General features: G+C 70.5%; 21 protein-coding genes. 9 read left to right on the top strand and 12 right to left on the bottom strand.

Annotated features, from left to right (window positions below; all coding sequences use genetic code 11):
- Positions 1-19 precede the first annotated feature (19 nt).
- From ACFSDF_RS09610 to ACFSDF_RS09595, 4 genes are all read right to left on the bottom strand, one after another.
- Entirely contained in the window at positions 20-1342 is a 1323-nt protein-coding gene (locus ACFSDF_RS09610; protein WP_167248870.1) for an extracellular solute-binding protein, read from the bottom strand.
- A gap of 97 nt (positions 1343-1439) precedes the next feature.
- Entirely contained in the window at positions 1440-2756 is a 1317-nt protein-coding gene (locus ACFSDF_RS09605; protein WP_377157281.1) for a PhoH family protein, read from the bottom strand.
- A gap of 278 nt (positions 2757-3034) precedes the next feature.
- Positions 3035-3526 (bottom strand): DUF3592 domain-containing protein, encoded by a 492-nt coding sequence (locus ACFSDF_RS09600; protein ID WP_377157279.1) that lies wholly within the window; start codon positions 3524-3526, stop codon positions 3035-3037.
- A 17-nt stretch (positions 3527-3543) separates the two neighbouring features.
- Positions 3544-4305, bottom strand: coding sequence for an isoprenyl transferase (locus tag ACFSDF_RS09595; RefSeq protein ID WP_167001814.1), 762 nt, complete (start codon positions 4303-4305; stop codon positions 3544-3546).
- 64 nt (positions 4306-4369) lie between these two features.
- Here ACFSDF_RS09595 and trhA point away from each other — a divergent pair, with 64 nt between their 5' ends.
- A complete protein-coding gene (gene trhA, locus ACFSDF_RS09590; protein WP_208322273.1) occupies positions 4370-5071 on the top strand; it encodes a PAQR family membrane homeostasis protein TrhA in 702 nt (233 codons plus the stop codon).
- A 23-nt stretch (positions 5072-5094) separates the two neighbouring features.
- Positions 5095-5649, top strand: coding sequence for a Uma2 family endonuclease (locus ACFSDF_RS09585; RefSeq protein WP_167001812.1), 555 nt, complete (start codon positions 5095-5097; stop codon positions 5647-5649).
- A gap of 23 nt (positions 5650-5672) precedes the next feature.
- On the opposite strand, the gene ACFSDF_RS09580 is transcribed toward ACFSDF_RS09585, so the two are convergent.
- The gene (locus ACFSDF_RS09580) at positions 5673-7676 is read right to left on the bottom strand and encodes a thioredoxin domain-containing protein (protein WP_377157276.1); all 2004 of its coding nucleotides are present in this window, start codon (positions 7674-7676) and stop codon (positions 5673-5675) included.
- Between the two features lie 160 nt (positions 7677-7836).
- On the opposite strand from ACFSDF_RS09580, the gene ACFSDF_RS09575 reads away from it, so the two are divergent.
- The gene (locus ACFSDF_RS09575) at positions 7837-8367 is read left to right on the top strand and encodes a DUF1269 domain-containing protein (RefSeq protein WP_377157274.1); all 531 of its coding nucleotides are present in this window, start codon (positions 7837-7839) and stop codon (positions 8365-8367) included.
- Positions 8368-8370: 3 nt separating this feature from the next.
- Here ACFSDF_RS09575 and ACFSDF_RS09570 read toward each other — a convergent pair whose 3' ends face one another.
- On the bottom strand, positions 8371-8583 hold the full coding sequence (locus tag ACFSDF_RS09570) for a helix-hairpin-helix domain-containing protein (protein ID WP_167001806.1): 213 nt from the start codon (positions 8581-8583) through the stop codon (positions 8371-8373).
- Between the two features lie 76 nt (positions 8584-8659).
- Between ACFSDF_RS09570 and ACFSDF_RS09565 the strand changes: the two genes are divergently transcribed.
- On the top strand, positions 8660-9502 hold the full coding sequence (locus ACFSDF_RS09565) for a DUF1206 domain-containing protein (protein ID WP_377157271.1): 843 nt from the start codon (positions 8660-8662) through the stop codon (positions 9500-9502).
- 15 nt (positions 9503-9517) lie between these two features.
- Entirely contained in the window at positions 9518-10099 is a 582-nt protein-coding gene (locus ACFSDF_RS09560) for a class I SAM-dependent methyltransferase (RefSeq protein WP_377157269.1), read from the top strand.
- Here the strand turns inward: ACFSDF_RS09560 and ACFSDF_RS09555 are convergent.
- A complete protein-coding gene (locus ACFSDF_RS09555) occupies positions 10096-10461 on the bottom strand; it encodes an MmcQ/YjbR family DNA-binding protein (protein WP_243842893.1) in 366 nt (121 codons plus the stop codon). The two genes, ACFSDF_RS09560 and ACFSDF_RS09555, sit on opposite strands and share 4 nt — an antisense overlap.
- A gap of 81 nt (positions 10462-10542) precedes the next feature.
- On the opposite strand from ACFSDF_RS09555, the gene ACFSDF_RS09550 reads away from it, so the two are divergent.
- A complete protein-coding gene (locus tag ACFSDF_RS09550) occupies positions 10543-11187 on the top strand; it encodes a Pr6Pr family membrane protein (protein ID WP_377157267.1) in 645 nt (214 codons plus the stop codon).
- Positions 11188-11196: 9 nt separating this feature from the next.
- Here the strand turns inward: ACFSDF_RS09550 and ACFSDF_RS09545 are convergent, their stop codons facing one another.
- Both ACFSDF_RS09545 and mca read right to left on the bottom strand, forming a co-directional pair.
- A complete protein-coding gene (locus ACFSDF_RS09545) occupies positions 11197-11400 on the bottom strand; it encodes a hypothetical protein (RefSeq protein WP_167001798.1) in 204 nt (67 codons plus the stop codon).
- A 34-nt stretch (positions 11401-11434) separates the two neighbouring features.
- On the bottom strand, positions 11435-12289 hold the full coding sequence (mca, locus tag ACFSDF_RS09540) for a mycothiol conjugate amidase Mca (RefSeq protein ID WP_377159038.1): 855 nt from the start codon (positions 12287-12289) through the stop codon (positions 11435-11437).
- A gap of 71 nt (positions 12290-12360) precedes the next feature.
- On the opposite strand from mca, the gene ACFSDF_RS09535 reads away from it, so the two are divergent.
- Both ACFSDF_RS09535 and greA read left to right on the top strand, forming a co-directional pair.
- Entirely contained in the window at positions 12361-12765 is a 405-nt protein-coding gene (locus ACFSDF_RS09535; RefSeq protein WP_377157265.1) for a DUF4307 domain-containing protein, read from the top strand.
- Between the two features lie 101 nt (positions 12766-12866).
- Entirely contained in the window at positions 12867-13376 is a 510-nt protein-coding gene (gene greA, locus ACFSDF_RS09530) for a transcription elongation factor GreA (RefSeq protein ID WP_167001793.1), read from the top strand.
- A 99-nt stretch (positions 13377-13475) separates the two neighbouring features.
- On the opposite strand, the gene ilvA is transcribed toward greA, so the two are convergent.
- Positions 13476-14690: a threonine ammonia-lyase gene (ilvA, locus tag ACFSDF_RS09525; RefSeq protein ID WP_377157263.1), complete on the bottom strand. Its 1215-nt coding sequence runs from the start codon at positions 14688-14690 to the stop codon at positions 13476-13478.
- 82 nt (positions 14691-14772) lie between these two features.
- Here ilvA and ACFSDF_RS09520 point away from each other — a divergent pair, with 82 nt between their 5' ends.
- The gene (locus tag ACFSDF_RS09520) at positions 14773-16101 is read left to right on the top strand and encodes a hypothetical protein (RefSeq protein ID WP_377157261.1); all 1329 of its coding nucleotides are present in this window, start codon (positions 14773-14775) and stop codon (positions 16099-16101) included.
- Here ACFSDF_RS09520 and ACFSDF_RS09515 read toward each other — a convergent pair whose 3' ends face one another.
- Together ACFSDF_RS09515 and ACFSDF_RS09510 are read right to left on the bottom strand one after the other, a co-directional pair.
- Positions 16102-17463 carry an AI-2E family transporter gene (locus ACFSDF_RS09515; RefSeq protein WP_377157259.1) on the bottom strand — a complete coding sequence of 454 codons (1362 nt, stop codon included), beginning with the start codon at positions 17461-17463 and terminating at the stop codon, positions 16102-16104.
- The gene (locus tag ACFSDF_RS09510) at positions 17460-18617 is read right to left on the bottom strand and encodes a cystathionine gamma-synthase (protein WP_167001787.1); all 1158 of its coding nucleotides are present in this window, start codon (positions 18615-18617) and stop codon (positions 17460-17462) included. Before ACFSDF_RS09510 ends, ACFSDF_RS09515 begins: the two co-directional genes overlap by 4 nt.
- Between the last annotated feature and the right edge of the window lie 23 nt (positions 18618-18640).

Raw genomic sequence — 18640 nt, 5'->3', positions numbered from 1 at the left:
CTGCTTCCCGCCGCGCCCGTCACAGAAGTGCCTTGCCCTGCAAGACGTCCTCGATGTATTGCTGCGACTCGGCAGGGGTGGTGTCCGGATCGACCGACGACGGCGGGTGCCAGCTCGAGTAGAGCGCAGTGCTGATGTCGCTCCAGTACGGCGTCAGCGGCCGCGGCGCAGCGGCGTCGATGCTCTCGCGCCACAGGGCAGCCATCGGGAACGCCTTCTGCATCTCCGGGTCGTCGTAGACCGCCGACCGCGCCGGCTGGTTGCCGGACGCCATCGCGTAGGTCTTCTGGCTCTCCTGCGAGGTCAGGCACGCCGCAGCGTCGTAGGCGAGCTCGGGGTGCTTGCCGTAGCGGGAGACACCGATGTTGATGCCGCCGTACGGCGGTCGGCTCTCGTCGCTGTCGGTGGTCTGCGGGTAGCGGGCCCAGCCGATGTCATCCTTGAACGGGGCGACGTTGGGATCGGAGTAGACGTACGTCCAGTTGACGAGGAACCCGCCGTTGGCCGCCGAGAACGATGCCACCGTGCCGCCCTCGTCCGCGTTCGACAGCGCGGGCGGCGCGGCCGACGAGTTGCCGAGCTTGGAGACGATCTCCGCAGCGTCCTTGCCGGCAGGGCTGTCGATGGTGATCTTCGCGTCCTTGCCCGCCTCGGGGTCCTCGACGATCTGACCACCCGCGCCCGAGACGAGGGCGTTGATCCAGACCGAGTAGCCCTCGTACCGCTTGGCCTGCACGCTGACGGTGGTGCGGGTCTCCTCAGCGGCGTCGATGACCTGGTCCCAGGTCACCGGCTGGGTCATGTCGAGCCCAGCCTTCTCGGCGACGGACTTCCTGTACCAAAGCACCTGGGTGTTCGACCAGAGCGGCACCGCAACCAGGTTGTCGTCGTACGTCGCCGCCGCGACGGCGCCGTCGAGCATGCCCTCCGAGAGGGTGGTCTGCTGCTCCTTGGGCATCGTCTCAAGGAAGCCGGCATTGGCGAACTCCGCGGTGAACGCCGGGTCGAGGCTCATCAGGTCGATCGACGTGTCCTCTGCCGCGAGGCGTCGGACGAGCTGCTCGCGCTGCTGCGACGCGTCGTTCGGCAGCAGCTCCACCTTGATGTCATAAAGGCCGTCGGACTCCTCGCTGCACTTCAGTGCGAGGTACGCCTGACCACCCGGAGCTTGCTTGCCGTCCTCGCCCGTGACGTACGGCTCGAGGTTAGAGACGTCCGGGTTGATGTACCAGGTGAGCGTCGGTGTGTCCCCGCTCGACTCGCCGCCGCACGCGGCCAGTCCTGCTGCCGTGCCGACCACGGCGACGGCAGCCGCCAACCGCCGCCCAGCCTTCGTCCCCATCGACTGCTCCCGTCCGTTGATGCGTCCTGGGACGCCTGACGTACGTGACCTCTCACACTGAACCACAGCGGTGGGACTCGTGCAGCCCGACACGGCGCTACAAGGCGGGGTCTTCGAGCATCTCCGTGACGAGCGCCGCGACCGGCGAACGCTCCGACCGCGTGAGCGTGACGTGGGCGAACAGCGGATGGCCCTTGAGCTTCTCGACCACGGCCACCACCCCGTCGTACCGTCCGACCCGCAGGTTGTCGCGCTGGGCGACGTCGTGGGTGAGGACGACACGCGAGTTGGCCCCGATGCGCGACAGGACGGTGAGCAGCACGTTGCGCTCGAGCGACTGCGCCTCGTCCACGATCACGAAGGCGTCGTGCAGCGAGCGGCCGCGGATGTGGGTCAGCGGGAGGACCTCGAGCATCCCGCGGTCGATAACCTCCTCGACGAGGTCACCGGACGTGACGGCGCCGAGCGTGTCGAACACGGCCTGTGCCCACGGCCCCATCTTCTCGGCCTCGGAGCCCGGCAGGTAGCCGAGGTCCTGACCGCCGACGGCGTACAACGGCCTGAATACCACGACCTTCTTGTGCATCCGCCGCTCCATCACGGCCTCCAGACCGGCGCACAGCGCGAGCGCGGACTTGCCCGTACCGGCGCGCCCACCCATCGAGATGATCCCGATCTCGGGGTCGAGCAGCAGCTCGAGAGCGACTCGCTGCTCGGCCGAGCGGCCGTGCAGCCCGAACGCCTCACGGTCGCCGCGGACGAGCTTCACACGCTTGTCCGGAGTGACCCGTCCGAGGGCGCTCCCCCGCTCGGACAGCAGCACCAGACCGGTGTGGCACGGCATGTCCAGCGCCTCTTCGAGGTCGACGAAGCCGCCCTCGTACAGGACGTCCACGTCGGCGCCGGCGATCTCGAGCTCGGCCATGCCGGTCCAGCCTGACTCCAGCGCGAGCTCGGCGCGGTACTCCTCGGACGTGAGCCCGACGGCCGAGGCCTTGACCCGCATCGGCAGGTCCTTGGAGACGAGCGTGACGGCGTTGCCATCGTCCGCCAGGTTTTTGGCGACCGAGAGGATCCGCGTGTCGTTGTCGCCGAGCCGAAAGCCCGACGGAAGCGCGCCCGGGTCGGTGTGGTTGAGCTCGACACGGACCGTGCCCCCCTCGTCGTTGACGAGCAGCGGGCTGTCGAGGGTGCCGTGGCGGACCCGGAGGTCGTCGAGGAGCCGCAGCGCAGCGCGCGCGAAGTAGCCGAGCTCGGGATGCGCCCGCTTGTCTTCGAGCTCGCTGATGACGACGATCGGGACGACGATCTCGTGCTCGGCGAAGCGGGTCAGCGCCCGGGGATCGGCGAGAAGCACGCTGGTGTCGATCACGTACGTCCGGCGCTGAGCGGAGGTCACACTGTCTGCAGCCACGACTGTCTCCTCGTCACGAGCCCACGCGCATCCCCGCGTCGGCTCACTCTCTCGCAGATGGAGCCGGGACGAGGGCGGCGGACCCGGGGGCGGGACCACCTCCGTCCGCGCGCACCGAAGCCGTGACGACGCCTGTGACGGCGTGCGCTCCGAACGATCGATGATGCACGGTCGGGCCTCCCGGTGCCGGTGGGATGTGGGCCCCGCCGACGAGACGACCGTACGACCGACGCGCGTGTGTTCTGTTGCGACACGCCACCGAAGCGATGAACGTCTGGTTACGCGGTCGGGGCTCGGCGCGCGCGCCAGGTGAGGCGTCGTACGAGGCTCCAGACCAGGACGGACGTGGAGAGTGCGGCGAGCGCGAGCCCACCCCACTGATACCAGGGGGCGCGGGTACGGGCGCGGTCCAGGCGGGCCGCCGTCTCGTCGGTGTTCACGAACGCGGTGTGGCCGGTGGGGTCGAAGATCACGGGCACCGTCGAGCCGAGGTCGGGGAGGTCGTCGGGGTTTCGTGCGCAGCCGCTGGTCAGCCGGCGGCTCCGCTCCCCGTCCGGGTAGGTGTAGACGGCGCACTGGACGGTCACCATGCGTCGGCGGGCTGCCTGCTGGCGCTCCTGCGTCCCCGTCATGGTGCCGGTCGCGGTGACACCGTCACCCGCCCGCAGCCGCGCGAAGTCGTCGGCGTCCCGGTTGGCGATCTCCACCGACGAGCTGCTCGTGCTGAGCCAGAAGACGAGACCGCCGAGCACACCGAGGACGACCAGCACGCCCCCTGACCGCGGCGTCACTGACCGAAGCGCCGCTCGCGCTCTGCGTACGAGCGGATGGCGCGCAGGAAGTCGACGCGCCGGAACGCGGGCCACAGGGCCTCGCAGAAGTAGAACTCGCTGTGGACGCTCTGCCACAGGAGGAAGCCGGACAGCCGCTGCTCTCCGGACGTGCGGATCACGAGGTCGGGGTCGGGCTGGCCCTTGGTGTAGAGGTGGTCGGCGATGTGCTCGACGTCGAGGACCTCGGCGACCTCGTCGATCGTGCGGCCCTGCTCGGACTGCTCGCGCAGCAGCGAGCGGACGGCGTCGGCGAGCTCCTGGCGTCCGCCGTACCCGACGCAGAGGTTGACCTCCATGCCGTCGGTGTCGCTGGTCGACGCGACGGCTTCCTGCAGGGAGCCCGCGAGATCGTCGGGGAGGAGGTCGAGGTTGCCGATGAGGCGGACGTGCCAGCGGCGCAACGCGGTCAGCTGGTCGACGAGGTTGCCGATGACACCGAGGAGAGCCCGGATCTCGGGCTCGGGACGCTGCAGGTTATCGACCGACAGGAGCCAGAGGGTGACGACCTTGACGTCGAGGTCGTCACACCAGCCGAGGAACTCGATGATCTTGTCGGCGCCCGCCTGGTAGCCGGAGGTGACGTCGCCGCCGGCCCCCTTGGCCCATCGCCGGTTGCCGTCGACGATCACGCCGACGTGTGCCGGGACCTGGTCCTGACGCAGGCTGCCGAGCAGCTGTCGCTCATAGACGGAGTAGAGCAGGTCGCGTACCGACACCGATGGTCCTCCCGTGAGGAGTGTTACCTACGCTCGCGTAGGTTCGTTCGTTAAGGTCGTACTTGTGAGTAAGCATGAGGCGTTCCCCCCAGCTTCCTTCGACGTCGGCGATCGTATCCGCGACGTCGTGGTCGAGATCAAGCCTAGACTGCGCGGCTGGCTCCACGCCGCCACCTGGCCACTCGCCCTGGTCGCGTTCGTGGTCCTCCTCGTGCTCGCCCCCGGCGCGAGGTCGAAGACGGGCGTGGCGATCTACATGGCCAGCGCGCTGCTGCTGTTCGGAGTCAGCGCCGTCTACCACGTCGGACGCTGGGGCCCTCGCGCCGAGATGCTGCTCAAGCGCTTCGACCACGCCAACATCTTCTTGCTCATCGCCGGCTCGTACACGCCGTTCGCGCTGATCCTCCTCGCCCCCCACGACGCCACGATTCTGCTCACGCTCGTGTGGGTCGGCGCGATCGGCGGGGTGGCATTCCGGGTGTGCTGGGTGCACGCACCGCGATGGCTCTACACCCCGATCTACGTGCTGCTGGGCTGGGCGGCCCTGTTCTGGCTCGACGAGTTCGCCGCCGCCTCGTCGACCGCGGTCCTCGTGCTGATCATCGTCGGAGGGGGCCTCTACTCACTCGGCGCGGTCGTGTACGGACTGCGTTTCCCCGACCCGTTCCCGCGATGGTTCGGGTTCCACGAGGTGTTCCATACGCTGACGATCGCGGCGTTCATCGTGCACTACGTCGGCATCTCTATCGCCGCGTACACGACCTGAGGCCGACCGCCTAGCCTGGGAGGATGACGCACCCTATCGGCCTGCCCCCTCTACGGCCGCTGACGCGGGCCGACCTCGACTCCATCCCCGACGACGGACACCGGTACGAGCTCATCGACGGCTCGCTCATCGTGACGCCGGCCCCGTCTCCGGAGCACCAGGACGCCGTCCTCGAGCTCACGGTCCTTCTCCGAGCGTCGTGCCCACCGGAGATGAAGGTCTTCGTCTCCCCGCTCGACGTCGTCCTCGCCGAGGACTCGGTGGTGCGACCCGACGTCGTCGTCGCTCATCGCGCCGACGTGGACGGCCGTGTCCTGAACGCGCCACCACTGCTCGCCATCGAGGTGATCTCTCCCAGCACCCGCAGCATCGATCTGCTGCTCAAAAAGTCCCGGTACGAGTTCGCGGGTGCGGCGTCGTACTGGGTGATCGACCCGGAGCCGTACGAGCGGTCGCTGATCTGCTGGGACCTCGTCGACGGCGAGTACGTCGAGGTGGCGCGGGCGGTCGGCGACGAGACCGTCGACCTCACCCGTCCGTTCCCCGTCTCGCTGTCGCCGGCCAGCGTGCTGAGCTGACCCGGCTGACGGTCCGACCTCGCCTACGACGTGAGTGCGGCGGGGTCGGTCACCGGACGCTCGCAGACGAACCCGCGGCACACGTACGCAGCAGGACGTCCGTCGACGAGGTCCTTGGCCTCGAACAGCGGCAGCGGTGTCCCGACCGGAGCGGCGACGACCACCGCGCCGGGCGACGGGAGCGCCAGCGCGGCGCGGTGTAGCGCCGCGGCACCGTCGCCCTCCCCGACCACGGCGATCTCGAGCGGCCCCGCGAGCAGCGCCTCGGCGACGGCGAGCGTCCATCCGGCGAATCGCGGCGACCCGGTGGCCAGCGCGGACGCCGAGCGCACCGCCTCCTCGGCCGCGGACCGATAGCGGCCCTCCCCCGTGATCGCCCCCGCCGACACGAACGCGGCAGCGACCGCCGACGTCCCCGAAGGCGTGGCGTTGTCGGCGAGGTCGCGGGGCCGTACGACCAAGGCCTGCGCATCATCGGCGGTGTCGTAGAAGCCCCTCCCCTCGGCCGGGTCAGCGTCAGGTGCGACCCGGAAGTGCGCGAGCACGACGTCGAGCAGCGCGCGCGCCCGCGTGAGCCACACCGCGTCACCGGTCACCCCGAGGACCGCGAGGTATGCCTCGGCGACACAGCCGTAGTCCTCGAGGACCCCCGCGTTGGCCGACGGGACGCCGTCGCGCGAGGTCCGGACGAGGCGGCCGTCGTCGCCCGTGTGCAGGGTCGCGAGCAGCGTCGCCGCGACGACGGCCGCGTCGGTGTACTCCGGCTCGCCGAGCAGCACCCCCGCCTCGGCGAGGGCGGTGACGGCGAGCCCGTTCCATGCGGCGACGACCTTGTCGTCACGAGCAGGCGCTGTCCGCTCGGCGCGGCGGGCGGTCGCGAGCCGCCCCCGGACATCGGCCCAGCGCGCGAGGTCGTCAGGGTCCTCACGCAGCTGTGCCGTCGACGTCCCGTGCTCGAAGGTCCCGTCCGCCGTGATGCTCAGCAGCTGCGCGGCCCAGGCGCCGTCCGCCTCGCCGACCACGTCGACGAGCTGCGCCGGGGTCCAGACGTAGAACGCCCCTTCGACGCCGTCGGTGTCGGCGTCCAGCGCGGATGCGAACCCGCCCTCGGCCGTCGCGAGGTCGGTGAGGAGGAAGTCAGCTGTCTCCCGCACCACGCGCAGCGCCAGGTCCGAACCGGTCTGGCGCCACAGGTGGAGAGAGACGCGCAGCAGGAGCGCGTTGTCGTACAGCATCTTCTCGAAGTGCGGCACCACCCAACCGGCGTCGACCGAGTAACGCGCGAACCCGCCGCCGAGCTGGTCGTACATCCCGCCGCGCGCCATCGCCTCGGCCGTGTGCTCGACCATCGCGAGCGCGTCTGCGGAGCCTGTGCGGGCCGCGTAGCGCAGCAGAAGCTCCAGGCACATCGACGGCGGGAACTTCGGCGCGCCCCCGAAGCCGCCGTTCGCCGCGTCGTACCGGGCGGCGAGACCACGGACGGCGGTGTCCAGGGCGTCGGCGTCGAGCGCGGGCCCGGTGGCATCCTCGAGCGCGCCGAGGTGCCCGACGACGTCGGCACTGATCCGGTCGACGTCGCCGCGCCGTGTCTGCCACACGTCGGCGACGGCCTCGAGCACCTGCCGGAACGCCGGCATCCCGTGCCTCGGCTCGGGTGGGAAGTAGGTGCCGGCGAAGAACGGGTCGCCGGTCGGCGTGAGCACGACCGTCATCGGCCACCCGCCCTGGCCGGTCATCGCGGTGGTCGCCCGCATGTAGACCGCATCGACGTCGGGACGCTCCTCGCGGTCGACCTTGACCGGAACGAAGTGCGCGTTGAGATACGCCGCCGTGTCCACGTCCTCGAACGACTCGTGCGCCATCACGTGACACCAGTGGCACGCGGCGTATCCGACGCTCAGCAGCACCGGGACGTCGCGCTCGGCGGCGAGCGCCAACGCCTCCTCGCCCCACTCGTGCCAGTCGACGGGGTTGTCGGCGTGCTGCAGGAGGTACGGAGACGTGGCGCGGCTGAGTCGGTTGGCCATGCCTCCACCGTAGGACCAGCCCGCTCCTGCACCCCACCCCGGCGAAACGGAGAGAAAAGCCCCCATTTCGGTCATCACACCCATCTCGGATAAATCGTTACGCTCACAGGGAGCGTGTGGCAGTTCGGCCACGCGGTCTCCGCAACCAGAGGAGAACGACATGGCACTCGACACGCTGATCGTCTTCGGCGCCAGCTATGACAACGAGGACGACGCCGTTGCCGACTACGACGCGGTGAAGGCGCTGTACAAAGACGCCGACCTGCTGGACACCTACGACGCGGCGGTGATCTCCAAGCACGAGGACGGCAAGGTCAAGATCGTCAAGAAGCACGAGCAGCCGACTCGCCACGGAGCGTGGGGCGGCCTCGGCATCGGCCTGGTGGGCGGCGCGCTGGTCGCGCTCTTCCCGGCGATCACGATCGGCGGCGCTCTCATCGTCGGGGGCGTGGGCGGAGGCGCTCTCGGCGCGCTCGCCGGCCACGTGACGCGAGGGATGAGCCGCCACGACCTGAAGGAGCTCGGCGAGCTGCTGGACGACGGTCAGAGTGGTCTGGTCGTGGTCGCGGCGACCGACATGGCGTCACGGGTCGAAGGGACCCTGCGTCGCGCCGCCAAGGTCACCAAGAAGGAGCTGCGCGCCGACGAGAAGGCACTCGAGGCAGAGATCGATGAGGCCTCAAAGTCCTGACGATCAGTCCGCGAACGCGAGCCCGCGCGCGCTGAGCTCCTCACCGAGGATGCGCACGGCCTTCGGTCCGACGCCATGGATCGCCAGGAGGTCCTTCGGCGTGACGTCGGTGAGCTGCGCGTACGTGGTGTAGCCGTGCCGCGCCAGCTCACGCCGGGCGGTGCGACCGAGCGCCGTCGGGTACTCGGTCGGGACGGGCGAGTCCTCGGGTGGCATGGATCCTCCTGCGGTCGAAGAACGAGAAGCGTAGCCGGGTCGCGGTCCTGACCGGGCGGGGTGACACCATGCCCGGATGACGAACGTGAAGGGCAAGGGCGACCAGGCCGGCCGTGAGGTCCGCGACAGCAAGGCGCTCGAGGTCGGGGCGCGCGTGGGGCTCGTCGCGTACGGCATCGTCCATCTCCTGGTCGCGTGGATCGCGCTGCAGGTCGCGTGGGGCGGCACCCAGGAGGATGCGAGCCAATCGGGTGCGCTGGCGATGGTCTCCGAGAGCGGGCCCGGCAAGGCGCTGCTCTGGGTGACCGCTGTCGGCTTCGTGGCCCTGGTGCTGTGGCAGCTGGCGGACGCCGTGTGGGGGTTCCGCGACAAGGACGGCGCCAAGCGCACGTTCAAGCGGGTCTCGGCGGCGGGCAAGGCCGTCCTGTACGGCGCTCTCGCCGTGCTCGCGGCCCGCCAGGCGTCCGGTACGTCGGGTGGCGGCGGCTCGGGTGGCTCGGGCGGCAGCGAGGAGACGCTGACTGCTCGCGTCATGGGAGCACCCGGCGGTCCCTGGATCGTGGCGCTCGTCGGGCTCGCGACGCTCGCTCTCGCCGGCTACCAGGGCTATCGCGGTGTGACGCGGTCGTTCGAGCACGACCTCGACCCTTCGGCGTCGAGCGGGACGAGCGGGTCGGCGATCGTCCGGCTCGGCCAGGTCGGCTACGTCGCCAAGGGGATCGCGCTCGGGATCATCGGGGTGCTCTTCATCCTCGCCGCGATCGACCACGACCCGGACCGTGCAGGTGGCCTCGACGACGCGCTCCGGACCCTGCGCGAGCAGCCGTTCGGGCCGTACCTGCTGACCCTTGTCGCCTTGGGGCTCGCGGCCTTCGGCGCGTACTGCTTCGGCTGGGCGCGCCACGTCAAGCGCCGCTGACCCTAGGCTGCGGGCATGGACTCCAGCGACTGGGACCGCCGCTACGCAGAGCAGCCCCGCCCGTTCGGCGCCGTCCCCAACGCGACGCTCGTCGCTGAGCTCGTCGCGCTGTCGCCAGGGCGGGCCGTGGACCTCGCATGCGGGGACGGCCGGCACGCCGCCTGGCTCGCCGCCCGCGGCTGGCAGGTGGAGGCCATCGACTTCTCCCCGGTCGCGATCGCGGACGCCGAGCGTGAGTGGGACGCGACGGGTGACACGGTGCGCTGGCTGGTCGGTGACGCCCTCACGTGGGAGCCGGGAGAACGCGTCGACCTCGTGCTGATCGCCTACCTCCAGACCGATCAGCTGCCGCTGGTGCTCGAGCGTGCACGCACGTGGCTGCGTCCGGCCGGCAGGGTCGTCTACCTCGGCCATGCGCGGGACAACCTCGCGTACGGCGTCGGCGGTCCGCGCTCTCCCGAGGTCCTGCCGACCGTGGCGTCCCTGGCGACCGCGCTCGACGGCATGGAGATGCTGTCGCTGCGTCACGTCGTGCGCGCGACGCCCGCCGGCGACGCATACGACGTCCTCGCGGTCGCGCGCGAGCTGCCCGCCTAGGTCGGACGCTGGACGAGCGCGACCAGCCTGGCCGGCGCCTGGATGCAGTAGGCGTCGACGAGGAGCTCGGAGAGCTCGTCCCAGTCGGTGTCGTCGTCGAGCAGCATCCCCACGACGTTGTCGCCCCACTCCCCGCGGAAGTACGGCGGACCCAGCCGCTCGAACGCCATCAGCTCGCCCGCATCGGCGCGGAAGGTGATGCGGAACAGCCCGTCCTCGCCGCCGAACACATGGGCCACCGTCGCCGAGCCCACGCGCCAGCGCACGCCGACCCACGCGTCCTCCTCGTCGCACGACGGGAGGACGAGGAGGACGGCACGGAGCCGGTCGAGCATCTCGAGAGGAACATCAGGTCTCGCCACGGCACCAGCCTCGCTCACGGCACTGACACGCGCCCGAGCGCGCCGGGCGCACGACCGCAGCGGTCCAGCTAGATTGAGCGCGTGCACGACACTGCGGCCCGCACCGGCGGGATGAGCGTCCGGGTCTGGTTCGGCGTCCTGGCAGTGCTGGGGACATGGGCGACGGTCGGGCAGGCCGTCACCGTCGTCACCGAGGGACGCAGCCTCGTCAACTTCTTCTCGTACTTCACGATCGAGTCGAACATCCTCGTCCTCGTCGCCGCCGTCGTCATCGCCCTGCGGGGCAAGATCGCCGGCTGGTGGCAGCCGGTCTACCTCGCGGGCCTCGTCGGCATCGTCATCACGGGCGCCGTCTACCACCTGCTGCTCGCGGGCCAGCAGACGCTGCACGGGGTCGAGGCGTGGTACGACCTCGTGCTCCACACCCTGGTGCCGGTCGGCTCGGTGGTCGGGTTCTTCCTGCTGAGGCCCCGCCTCGAGCGGCGTGCGTGGTGGTTCCTGGCCTGGCCGGTCGCATGGGTCGTCTACACGCTGGTACGCGGCGCCGTCTCGGACCCGCGCTTCGTCGGGCCTGAGGGCAAGCCACCGCTCCCCGTCCCGTACGACTTCCTCGACGCGGCTGCCGTCGGGTGGGGCCAGGTGGTCGTGACGCTCTCGCTCATCGCGGTGCTCGCGGTCGTGATCGCCGCGGCGGCGGTGGCGGGCGGACGCCGGCTCGGGCGCTGAGCCCGTCGCTCAGGCGTCGTCGTTCGGCGGCTGCGCCGACCGACGGGGCCGCTCGGTAGCCTTCTCGTCGAAGTCGACCTTCTTCATCTGGTGCGCCATGCTGCGCATCAGGAAGAAGAGCCCCACGCACAGCCCGAGGATGATCAGGAGCGCGACCCAGCCTGCGGGCTTGAAGTTGATCTGCTCGGCGGCGGCGAGCACGGCGGTGGACATATCACCAGCGTACGCCCGCCTGGCCGCCGCCCGGTCAGCGCAGTCCGGCGAACAGGTCGTCCTCGGGGGTCGTGGTCTCGACGAACGAGCGCACCAGCTGGTAGTCCTCGGTGGGCCAGGCCTCGGCGCGCACCTCCAGCGGAACGGCGAACCAGTGCCCGTCGGGGTCGATCTGGGTCGCGTGGGCGCGCAGGGCGTCGTCGGCGACGCCGAAGTAGTCGGCGCACGGCACCCGCGTGGTGAGCATGGCCTCCTCCTCGGCGGGGTCGACCTTCCAGTCCTTCATGCGCTCCGCGTAGATCGGCTCGAGACCGTGCCGTACCAGCGCGCTATCGACGGCCTCGGCACGCACCCGCGTGAAGCCGCGGTGGTAATAGAGCTTCTGGGGCTGCCACGGCTCGCCGAGCTCCGGGTACGCGTCCGGATCACCGGCCTTCTCGAACGCGTAGACGCTGACCTTGTGGCACATGATGTGGTCGGGGTGAGGGTAGCCGCCGTTCTCGTCGTACGTGGTGACGACGTGCGGGCGGAACGAGCGCATCAGCGCGATCAGCGGCTTCGCGGCCTCCTCGACCGGGACCAGCGCGAAGCAGCCCTCGGGCAGCGGCGGCGGCGGATCGCCCTCGGGCCAGCCCGAGTCGACGAACCCGAGCCAGTCCTGCTTGATCCCGAGGATCTCGCGGGCGCGGTCCATCTCCTCGCGCCGGATCTCACCGATCAGCTCGGGGTTGTCGATGATCCCGGGGTGGTCGAAGCTCGGGTTGAGGATCGACCCGCGCTCACCCCCCGTACAAGTCGCGACGTGGACGTCGACCCCCTGTGCGACGTACTTCGCCGTCGATGCGGCGCCTTTGCTCGACTCGTCGTCGGGATGCGCGTGCACGTGCATCAGGCGCAGCTTCTCCGCCACAGCAGGACTCCTCCGGTCGATCGCGTGGTCCACTCGGTCACAATGGTGTCATGCCCACCACCCAGCCCGACCTGACCGCCAGCCGGTACGGACGTCGCAGCAAGGGTCTGAGTCGCCGGACGTGGATGGTGATCGCCGTCGTCGGCGTCACGCTCGGCGTGATCGCGGCATGGTTCGTCGCGCAGTACCAGACCGAGGACAGCTTCCAGGCCGACGTGGTGGCCTTCGACGTGCTCTCCGACCACGAGACGTCGGTGACCCTCCGGGTGTTCCACTCCTCGGGCAAGCCGGCCGAGTGCGACGTCGCCGCCCAGGCGCAGGACAAGTCGTACGTCGGCGAGAAGACGATCACGATCCCCCGTACCACGACCGGCAACACCGCCACCACCGACGTGGTCAGCACGGAGCGGCGTGCCGTCACCGTCGTCATCCAGGAGTGCCGCCTCACCTCCTGAGGCACGTCACGCCTTGGCCCAGGGCCGCAGAATTGCTAGGCTCGTGGTTTCCGGCCCCAGGCGTGATGTCTGGGGTTTGTTACATCCGAGGAGCTATCCCCATGACGACGAGCAACGAAGAGAACACGATCTGGCTGACCCAGGAGGCGTACGACCGTCTGCGGGCCGAGCTGGACCATCTTCGCGGACCTGCTCGTGCGGAGATCGCCACCAAGATCGCCGAGGCGCGCGACGAGGGCGACCTCCGTGAGAACGGGGGCTACCACGCCGCTCGCGAGGAGCAGGGCAAGTCCGAGGCCCGCATCCGCCAGCTCGAGGACATGCTGCGCCGCGCCGAGGTGGGCGAGCAGCCCGCCGACGACGGGCTGGTCGAGCCCGGGATGGTCGTGACCATCATGTTCGCCGGCGACGACGACACCGAGACTTTCTTGCTCGGCTCGCGCGAGATGCTCGGCCTGGACGCGTCGGTCGACATCGAGGTCTACTCCCCGCAGTCGCCGCTGGGCGCCGCGATCAACGGCAAGAAGGCCGGTGACACCGCCACGTACGCCGCACCCAACGGGCGCGACGTGACCGTCAAGATCGTCGACGCCAAGCCGTACGTCGCCTGACAAGGCGCTGTTGGTCGAGCCAACGCCGCCGTTGGTCGAGCCTGTCGAGACCTGTGCCCGTCGCCCTCCGGGGCGGCGGGCGCTGGCATGTCCGGGACGTCACGTGTAGGTGATGACGTACCCGTGGTCGCGCAGCATCTGCTCCACCGCGAACCGGTGCTCCGGACCGCGTGTCTCCACGCTCAGCGTCACCTCGACCTCGTCGATGGCGAGGGTCGAGCCGGTGCGCTCATGGACGACGTCGAGGACGCTGACCTGCATCTCGGCGAGGATCCTCAGGAGCTCGTCGAGGGAACCCGGGCGGTCGGAGATCCGGACCCGGAAAGACAGGAAGCGGCCGGCTGCCGCCAGGCCGTGGCGGACGACGTTCATGAGGAGCAGCGGATCGATGTTGCCGCCGCTGAGGACGCTGACGACGGGACCGGGGTCGTCGGCGAAGACGTCGGGATGCTCCAGCAGCGCGGCGACGCCGGCGGCACCTGCCGGCTCCACGACGAGCTTGGCGCGCTCAAGGAGCATGAGGAGCGCCTGGCTGAGCGACTCCTCGGTGACGGTGACGACGCGGTCCACGTAGCGGGCGATCTCCTCGTACGGGACGTCGCCGGGCCGCGACACCGCGATGCCGTCGGCCATCGTGCGCTGTGCGTCCACGGACATCGGTCGGCCCGCGCGCAACGACTGCGGGTATGGCGCGACCCGCTCGGACTGCACCCCGATGACCCGGATGCTCGGGTTGATCGCCCGCGCGGCGAGCGCGACCCCCGCGACGAGCCCACCCCCACCCACCGGGATGACAATCGTCGTGGCGTCGGGGACCTGCTCGAGGACCTCGAGCCCCAGCGTCCCCTGTCCAGCGACGATGTCGGGATGGTCGAACGGGTGGATGAGCACGGCACCGACGCGCTCGGCATAGGCGTGCGCCGCCACGAGCGCGGACTCGACCGACGTGCCGGCGAGCTCGATCCTCGCCCCGTACTCGCGGGTCGCCGCAAGCTTGGGCAACGGCGCGCCTTCGGGCATGAAGACGGTCGCGGTGGTCCCGAGCAGCGAGGCGGCGAGGGCGACACCTTGCGCATGGTTGCCGGCGCTGGCCGCGACGACGCCGTGTGCCCGCTCCTCGGCGGAGAGCCGTGCGATGCGGACGTAGGCACCGCGGATCTTGAACGACCCGGCGCGTTGGAGGTTCTCGCACTTGAGCACGACCTGTCGACCGATCAGCGCACTGAGCGCACGCGAAGGCTCGACGGGGGTGCGGACAGCGACGCCGGCGAGCAGCTTCTCGGCAGCGCGCACGTCGTCCAGGGTGACCGGCATGCCACCAGCCTAAGCATGAAAGCCGCAGCGAGGTGGCCCGCACTCGACCTAGCGTCGAGAGGATGGTGAGGGGGACACCACGATGACACGAGCAGGACCGACAACCACCGAGAGACTTCACCGAGGGACGGGCGCTGCCGCCGCCGTCGTTCTCGCCGCCGGGGCGCTGACCGCCGCGAGTGCGACGCCCGCCGCCGCCGACGACCTCGACCACAGCCCGCTCCGCACGCTGGCGGGCGCCCGTACGGGCCTGAGCGAGGCGATGGGGGTCGCCAGGGACGGCGCAGGCAACCTGTACGTCGCGAACCAGGTCGGCTGGGTCACCGTCTACGGCCCGAACGGCAACGGCGACGTGACCCCGACACGGAGGATCCAGGGCTCCGCGACGGGGCTCGGGGCGCCGTGCGGGGTGACGGTCGACGCGGCGGGGCAGATCTACGTGAGCGATCGTGGCGCCAGCCCCGCGATCAGGGTCTTTGCCCCTGATGCCAACGGCAACGTCGCCCCGGCCCGTACGATCACGTCGCCCGCGCTGACACAGCCGTGCGACCTCGAGCTCGGGCCTGGCGGCACGCTGTACGTCGCCAACGAGCACGCCCCGGACGCCGTCCTCGTGTTCGCCGCGAGCGCGAAGGACAAGACCACTCCCACCCGTGTGATCCAGGGAAATCTCACCAAGCTCGACAGTCCTGTCGGCCTCGCGTTCGACGCGCGGGGCGACCTGCTCGTGGCGAACTTCTCGGGCGACAGCGTGACGGCGTACGCCGCGACCGCCAACGGCAACGCGGCGCCTCGGCGGACGCTGACCGGGGCGACGACGCGACTGGACGGCCCCTCGGACCTCGAGGTCGACCGGCGCGGATTCGTCTACGTCGCGAACCAGCTCAGCCCCGCGGTGCAGGTCTTCGCAGCCGGGGCCGACGCGAGCACGGCGCCTGCGCGGTCGCTCCAGGGTGCGAACACCGGCCTCGGCACCGCGCCGCCGCGGGGACTAGCCGTCGCGAGCGACCACTCGATCGCCGTCGGCCAGTGGGTCGCGAACAAGGTGTCGGTCTATCGCGCGGTGATCGCGCCGCCCGCGGCACCCAAGCCACCCGCCACACCGAAGCCACGGATCACCGTGCCGGGCAAGGTCCGCGCGCTCACCGTCACTGGCGCCCGCAAGGCGAAGAAGCGCACGATCCGGTGGAAGGCCCCGGCGTCGAACGGTGGTGCCGCGATCACGCGCTACCGGCTCGTCATCAAGAAGGGCAGCCGCACGCTGGTGACGAAGGCTCCGGGCGCGGGCAAGCGCTCGTACACCGTCAAGCGCTCCAAGCTGCGCAACGGCAAGAACAAGGTGTCCGTCCGCGCAGTGAACGCCAAGGGGTCGAGTGCCTGGGCGCACAAGACGTTCGTCGTACGGAAGTAGCTAGTCGGGCGTCGGTGGCGCGAGACCAGCCTCTCGCGCCTCGCGGGCTGCCTCCGCACGCTCGGCGAGGTGGCGCACGATCGCGTTGACACAGGCGACGATCGGCACGGCGAGGAGCGCGCCGACGATCCCGGCGACGGTGACGCCGGCGGCGATCGCGAGGATGATCGCCAGCGGGTGGAGCTGGACGAGGTGGCCCATCAAGAAGGGCTGCAGGATGTGCGCCTCGATCTGCTGCACGGCGACGACGCCGGCGAGCATGAACAGCGCCACCCACGGGCCCTGAGCCACCAGCGCGACGAGGACGGCGACGAGCCCCGAGACAAAAGCGCCGACGATCGGGATGAACGCGCCGAGGAACACCAGCGTCGCGATCGCCAGCACCAGCGGCACCCCCAGCAGCCACGCGACGAGCGCGATGCCGACGGCGTCGACGAGCGCGACCAGCACGGTCGCGCGGACGAACGCGGTGAGCGACCACCAGGCGACCCGGCCGGAGCGGTCGGCGTGCTCGCGGGCGTTGCGCGGGAAGAGCCGGACGACCCAGTCCCAGATGCGCCCACCCTGGTAGAGGAAGAAGTACGTCGCGAAGAGCACGATGAAGAACCCAGCGAGCACGTGCGTCACGGTGGTTCCGAGCTGGGTGACCCGGTCGACGATCCCCGTCCCGCTGCTCCCCCACTCCTCGATGGTCTTGGTGGCCCGGTCGATCCAGGAGTTGAGCTGCGCGTCGCTGAGCCCGAGTGGACCGGTGCGGGCCCAGTCCTGGATCTCCTGCAGCCCGTCGACGACCTTCGTCCGCAGGTCGTCGAACTGCGTGGAGACCTGCTGACCGACGAGGGTGAGCATGCCGACGACGGCGCCGATCCCGAAGATCATCACCATCAACGTCGCGAGCGCCCGAGGAAGGTGCAGGGCCTCGATCCGGTCGACGAACGGACGGACCAGGGCAGAGACGAGGATCGCGATGGCGATCGGCACGGTGAGGCTGGAGAAGTAGCCCAGCAGCCACATCACGCCCAGACCCGCTGCGGCGATGACGATGAGCCGCCACCCCCAGGAAGCCGCCAGCGAGATCCCGTACGGGACGTTGGGCGGGGTCCCGTCCCCTGGGGAGGGCGGCGCCGGGGCGGCGTACGGGCTGAGGGTCGGGACGGGATCTCCGAGGACGCCGGTGCGTTCGTCGAGGAGCGTGAGGTCGCGGCGTGCGGTCGCGCGCATGCGCTCGACGAGCTCGTCCAGACGCTGGCGTCGCGACCTCGCGCGCTCCGCTGCCTCCTCGGTCACTCCCTCGTCAGGCGCGGCGTCGCCGGGAGCCGGGTCCTCGGGAGCCGCGCCCTCGGGCGCCCCGTCCTCGCTCATCGGCCGAGCCGCTCGAATGCGCGCTCGAGGTCGGCGACCAGGTCGTCGGCACTCTCGATGCCGACGCTGACGCGGACGAGGTCGGCCGGCACCTCGAGCGGAGAGCCTGCCGCAGAAGCGTGGGTCATGCGGCCGGGATGCTCGATCAGCGACTCGACACCGCCGAGCGATTCAGCGAGCGTGAAGAGCTCGGTGTGCTCGACGACGTCGAGGGCTGCCCGCTCACCGGCGGCCATCTGGAAGGACACCATCCCGCCGAACCGCTTCATCTGACGTGCGGCGACGGCGTGACCCGGGTGCTCCGCGAGGCCCGGGTAGATCACGTGCGAGACCTCCGGACGGCTCTGCAGGAAGGCGACGATCCGCTCGGCGTTGTCGCTGTGACGCTCCATCCGCAGCGCGAGGGTCTTGAGCCCCCGCAGCACGAGCCACGAGTCGAACGGGCCCGCAACGGCGCCCATGGAGTTCTGGTGGAAGGCGATCGGCTCCGCGAGCGTCTCGTCGCGGGCGATCAGGGCGCCGCCGACGACGTCGGAGTGGCCGCCCGCGTACTTGGTCGTCGAGTGCACCACGAGGTCGGCGCCGTGGGCGAGAGGCTGCTGCAGGTACGAGGAGGCGAAGGTGTTGTCGACGACCAGCAGCGCGCCGGCCTCGTGCGCGACCTCGGCGAGCGCCTCGATGTCGGCGATCCCGAGCAGCGGGTTGGTCGGCGTCTCGACCCACACGATGCGTGTCTCGCCGGGCGTGACCGCCGCACGGACCGCCTCGACGTCGGCGATCGGCACCGGGTCGTACCGCAGGCCCCAGCGCGACTCGACCTTGTCGAACAGCCGGTACGTCCCGCCGTATGCGTCATCGGGGATCACCACGTGGTCGCCGGGTTTGGTGAGCGCCCGCAGGAGGGTGTCCTCGGCGGCGAGCCCGCTCGCGAACGCGAACCCGCGGGCGCCTCCCTCGAGCGAGGCGAGGCACTCCTCGAGCGCCGTCCTCGTAGGGTTCGCGCTCCGCGAGTACTCATAGCCTTCGCGGAGCCCGCCGACCCCGTCCTGCTTGTAGGTGCTGGTCGCGTAGATGGCCGGCACGACCGCCCCAGTGCGGGGGTCAGGCTCCTGACCTGCGTGGATCGCACGCGTCTCGAATCCGAAGTCACTCACACCCGCGAGCGTAACGGTCGCGC

The sequence above is a fragment of the Mumia zhuanghuii genome (genome assembly GCF_042681565.1).
In the GTDB taxonomy this organism is placed as follows: Bacteria; Actinomycetota; Actinomycetes; order Propionibacteriales; family Nocardioidaceae; genus Mumia.
This window is presented reverse-complemented; position numbering and strand designations above follow the sequence as displayed.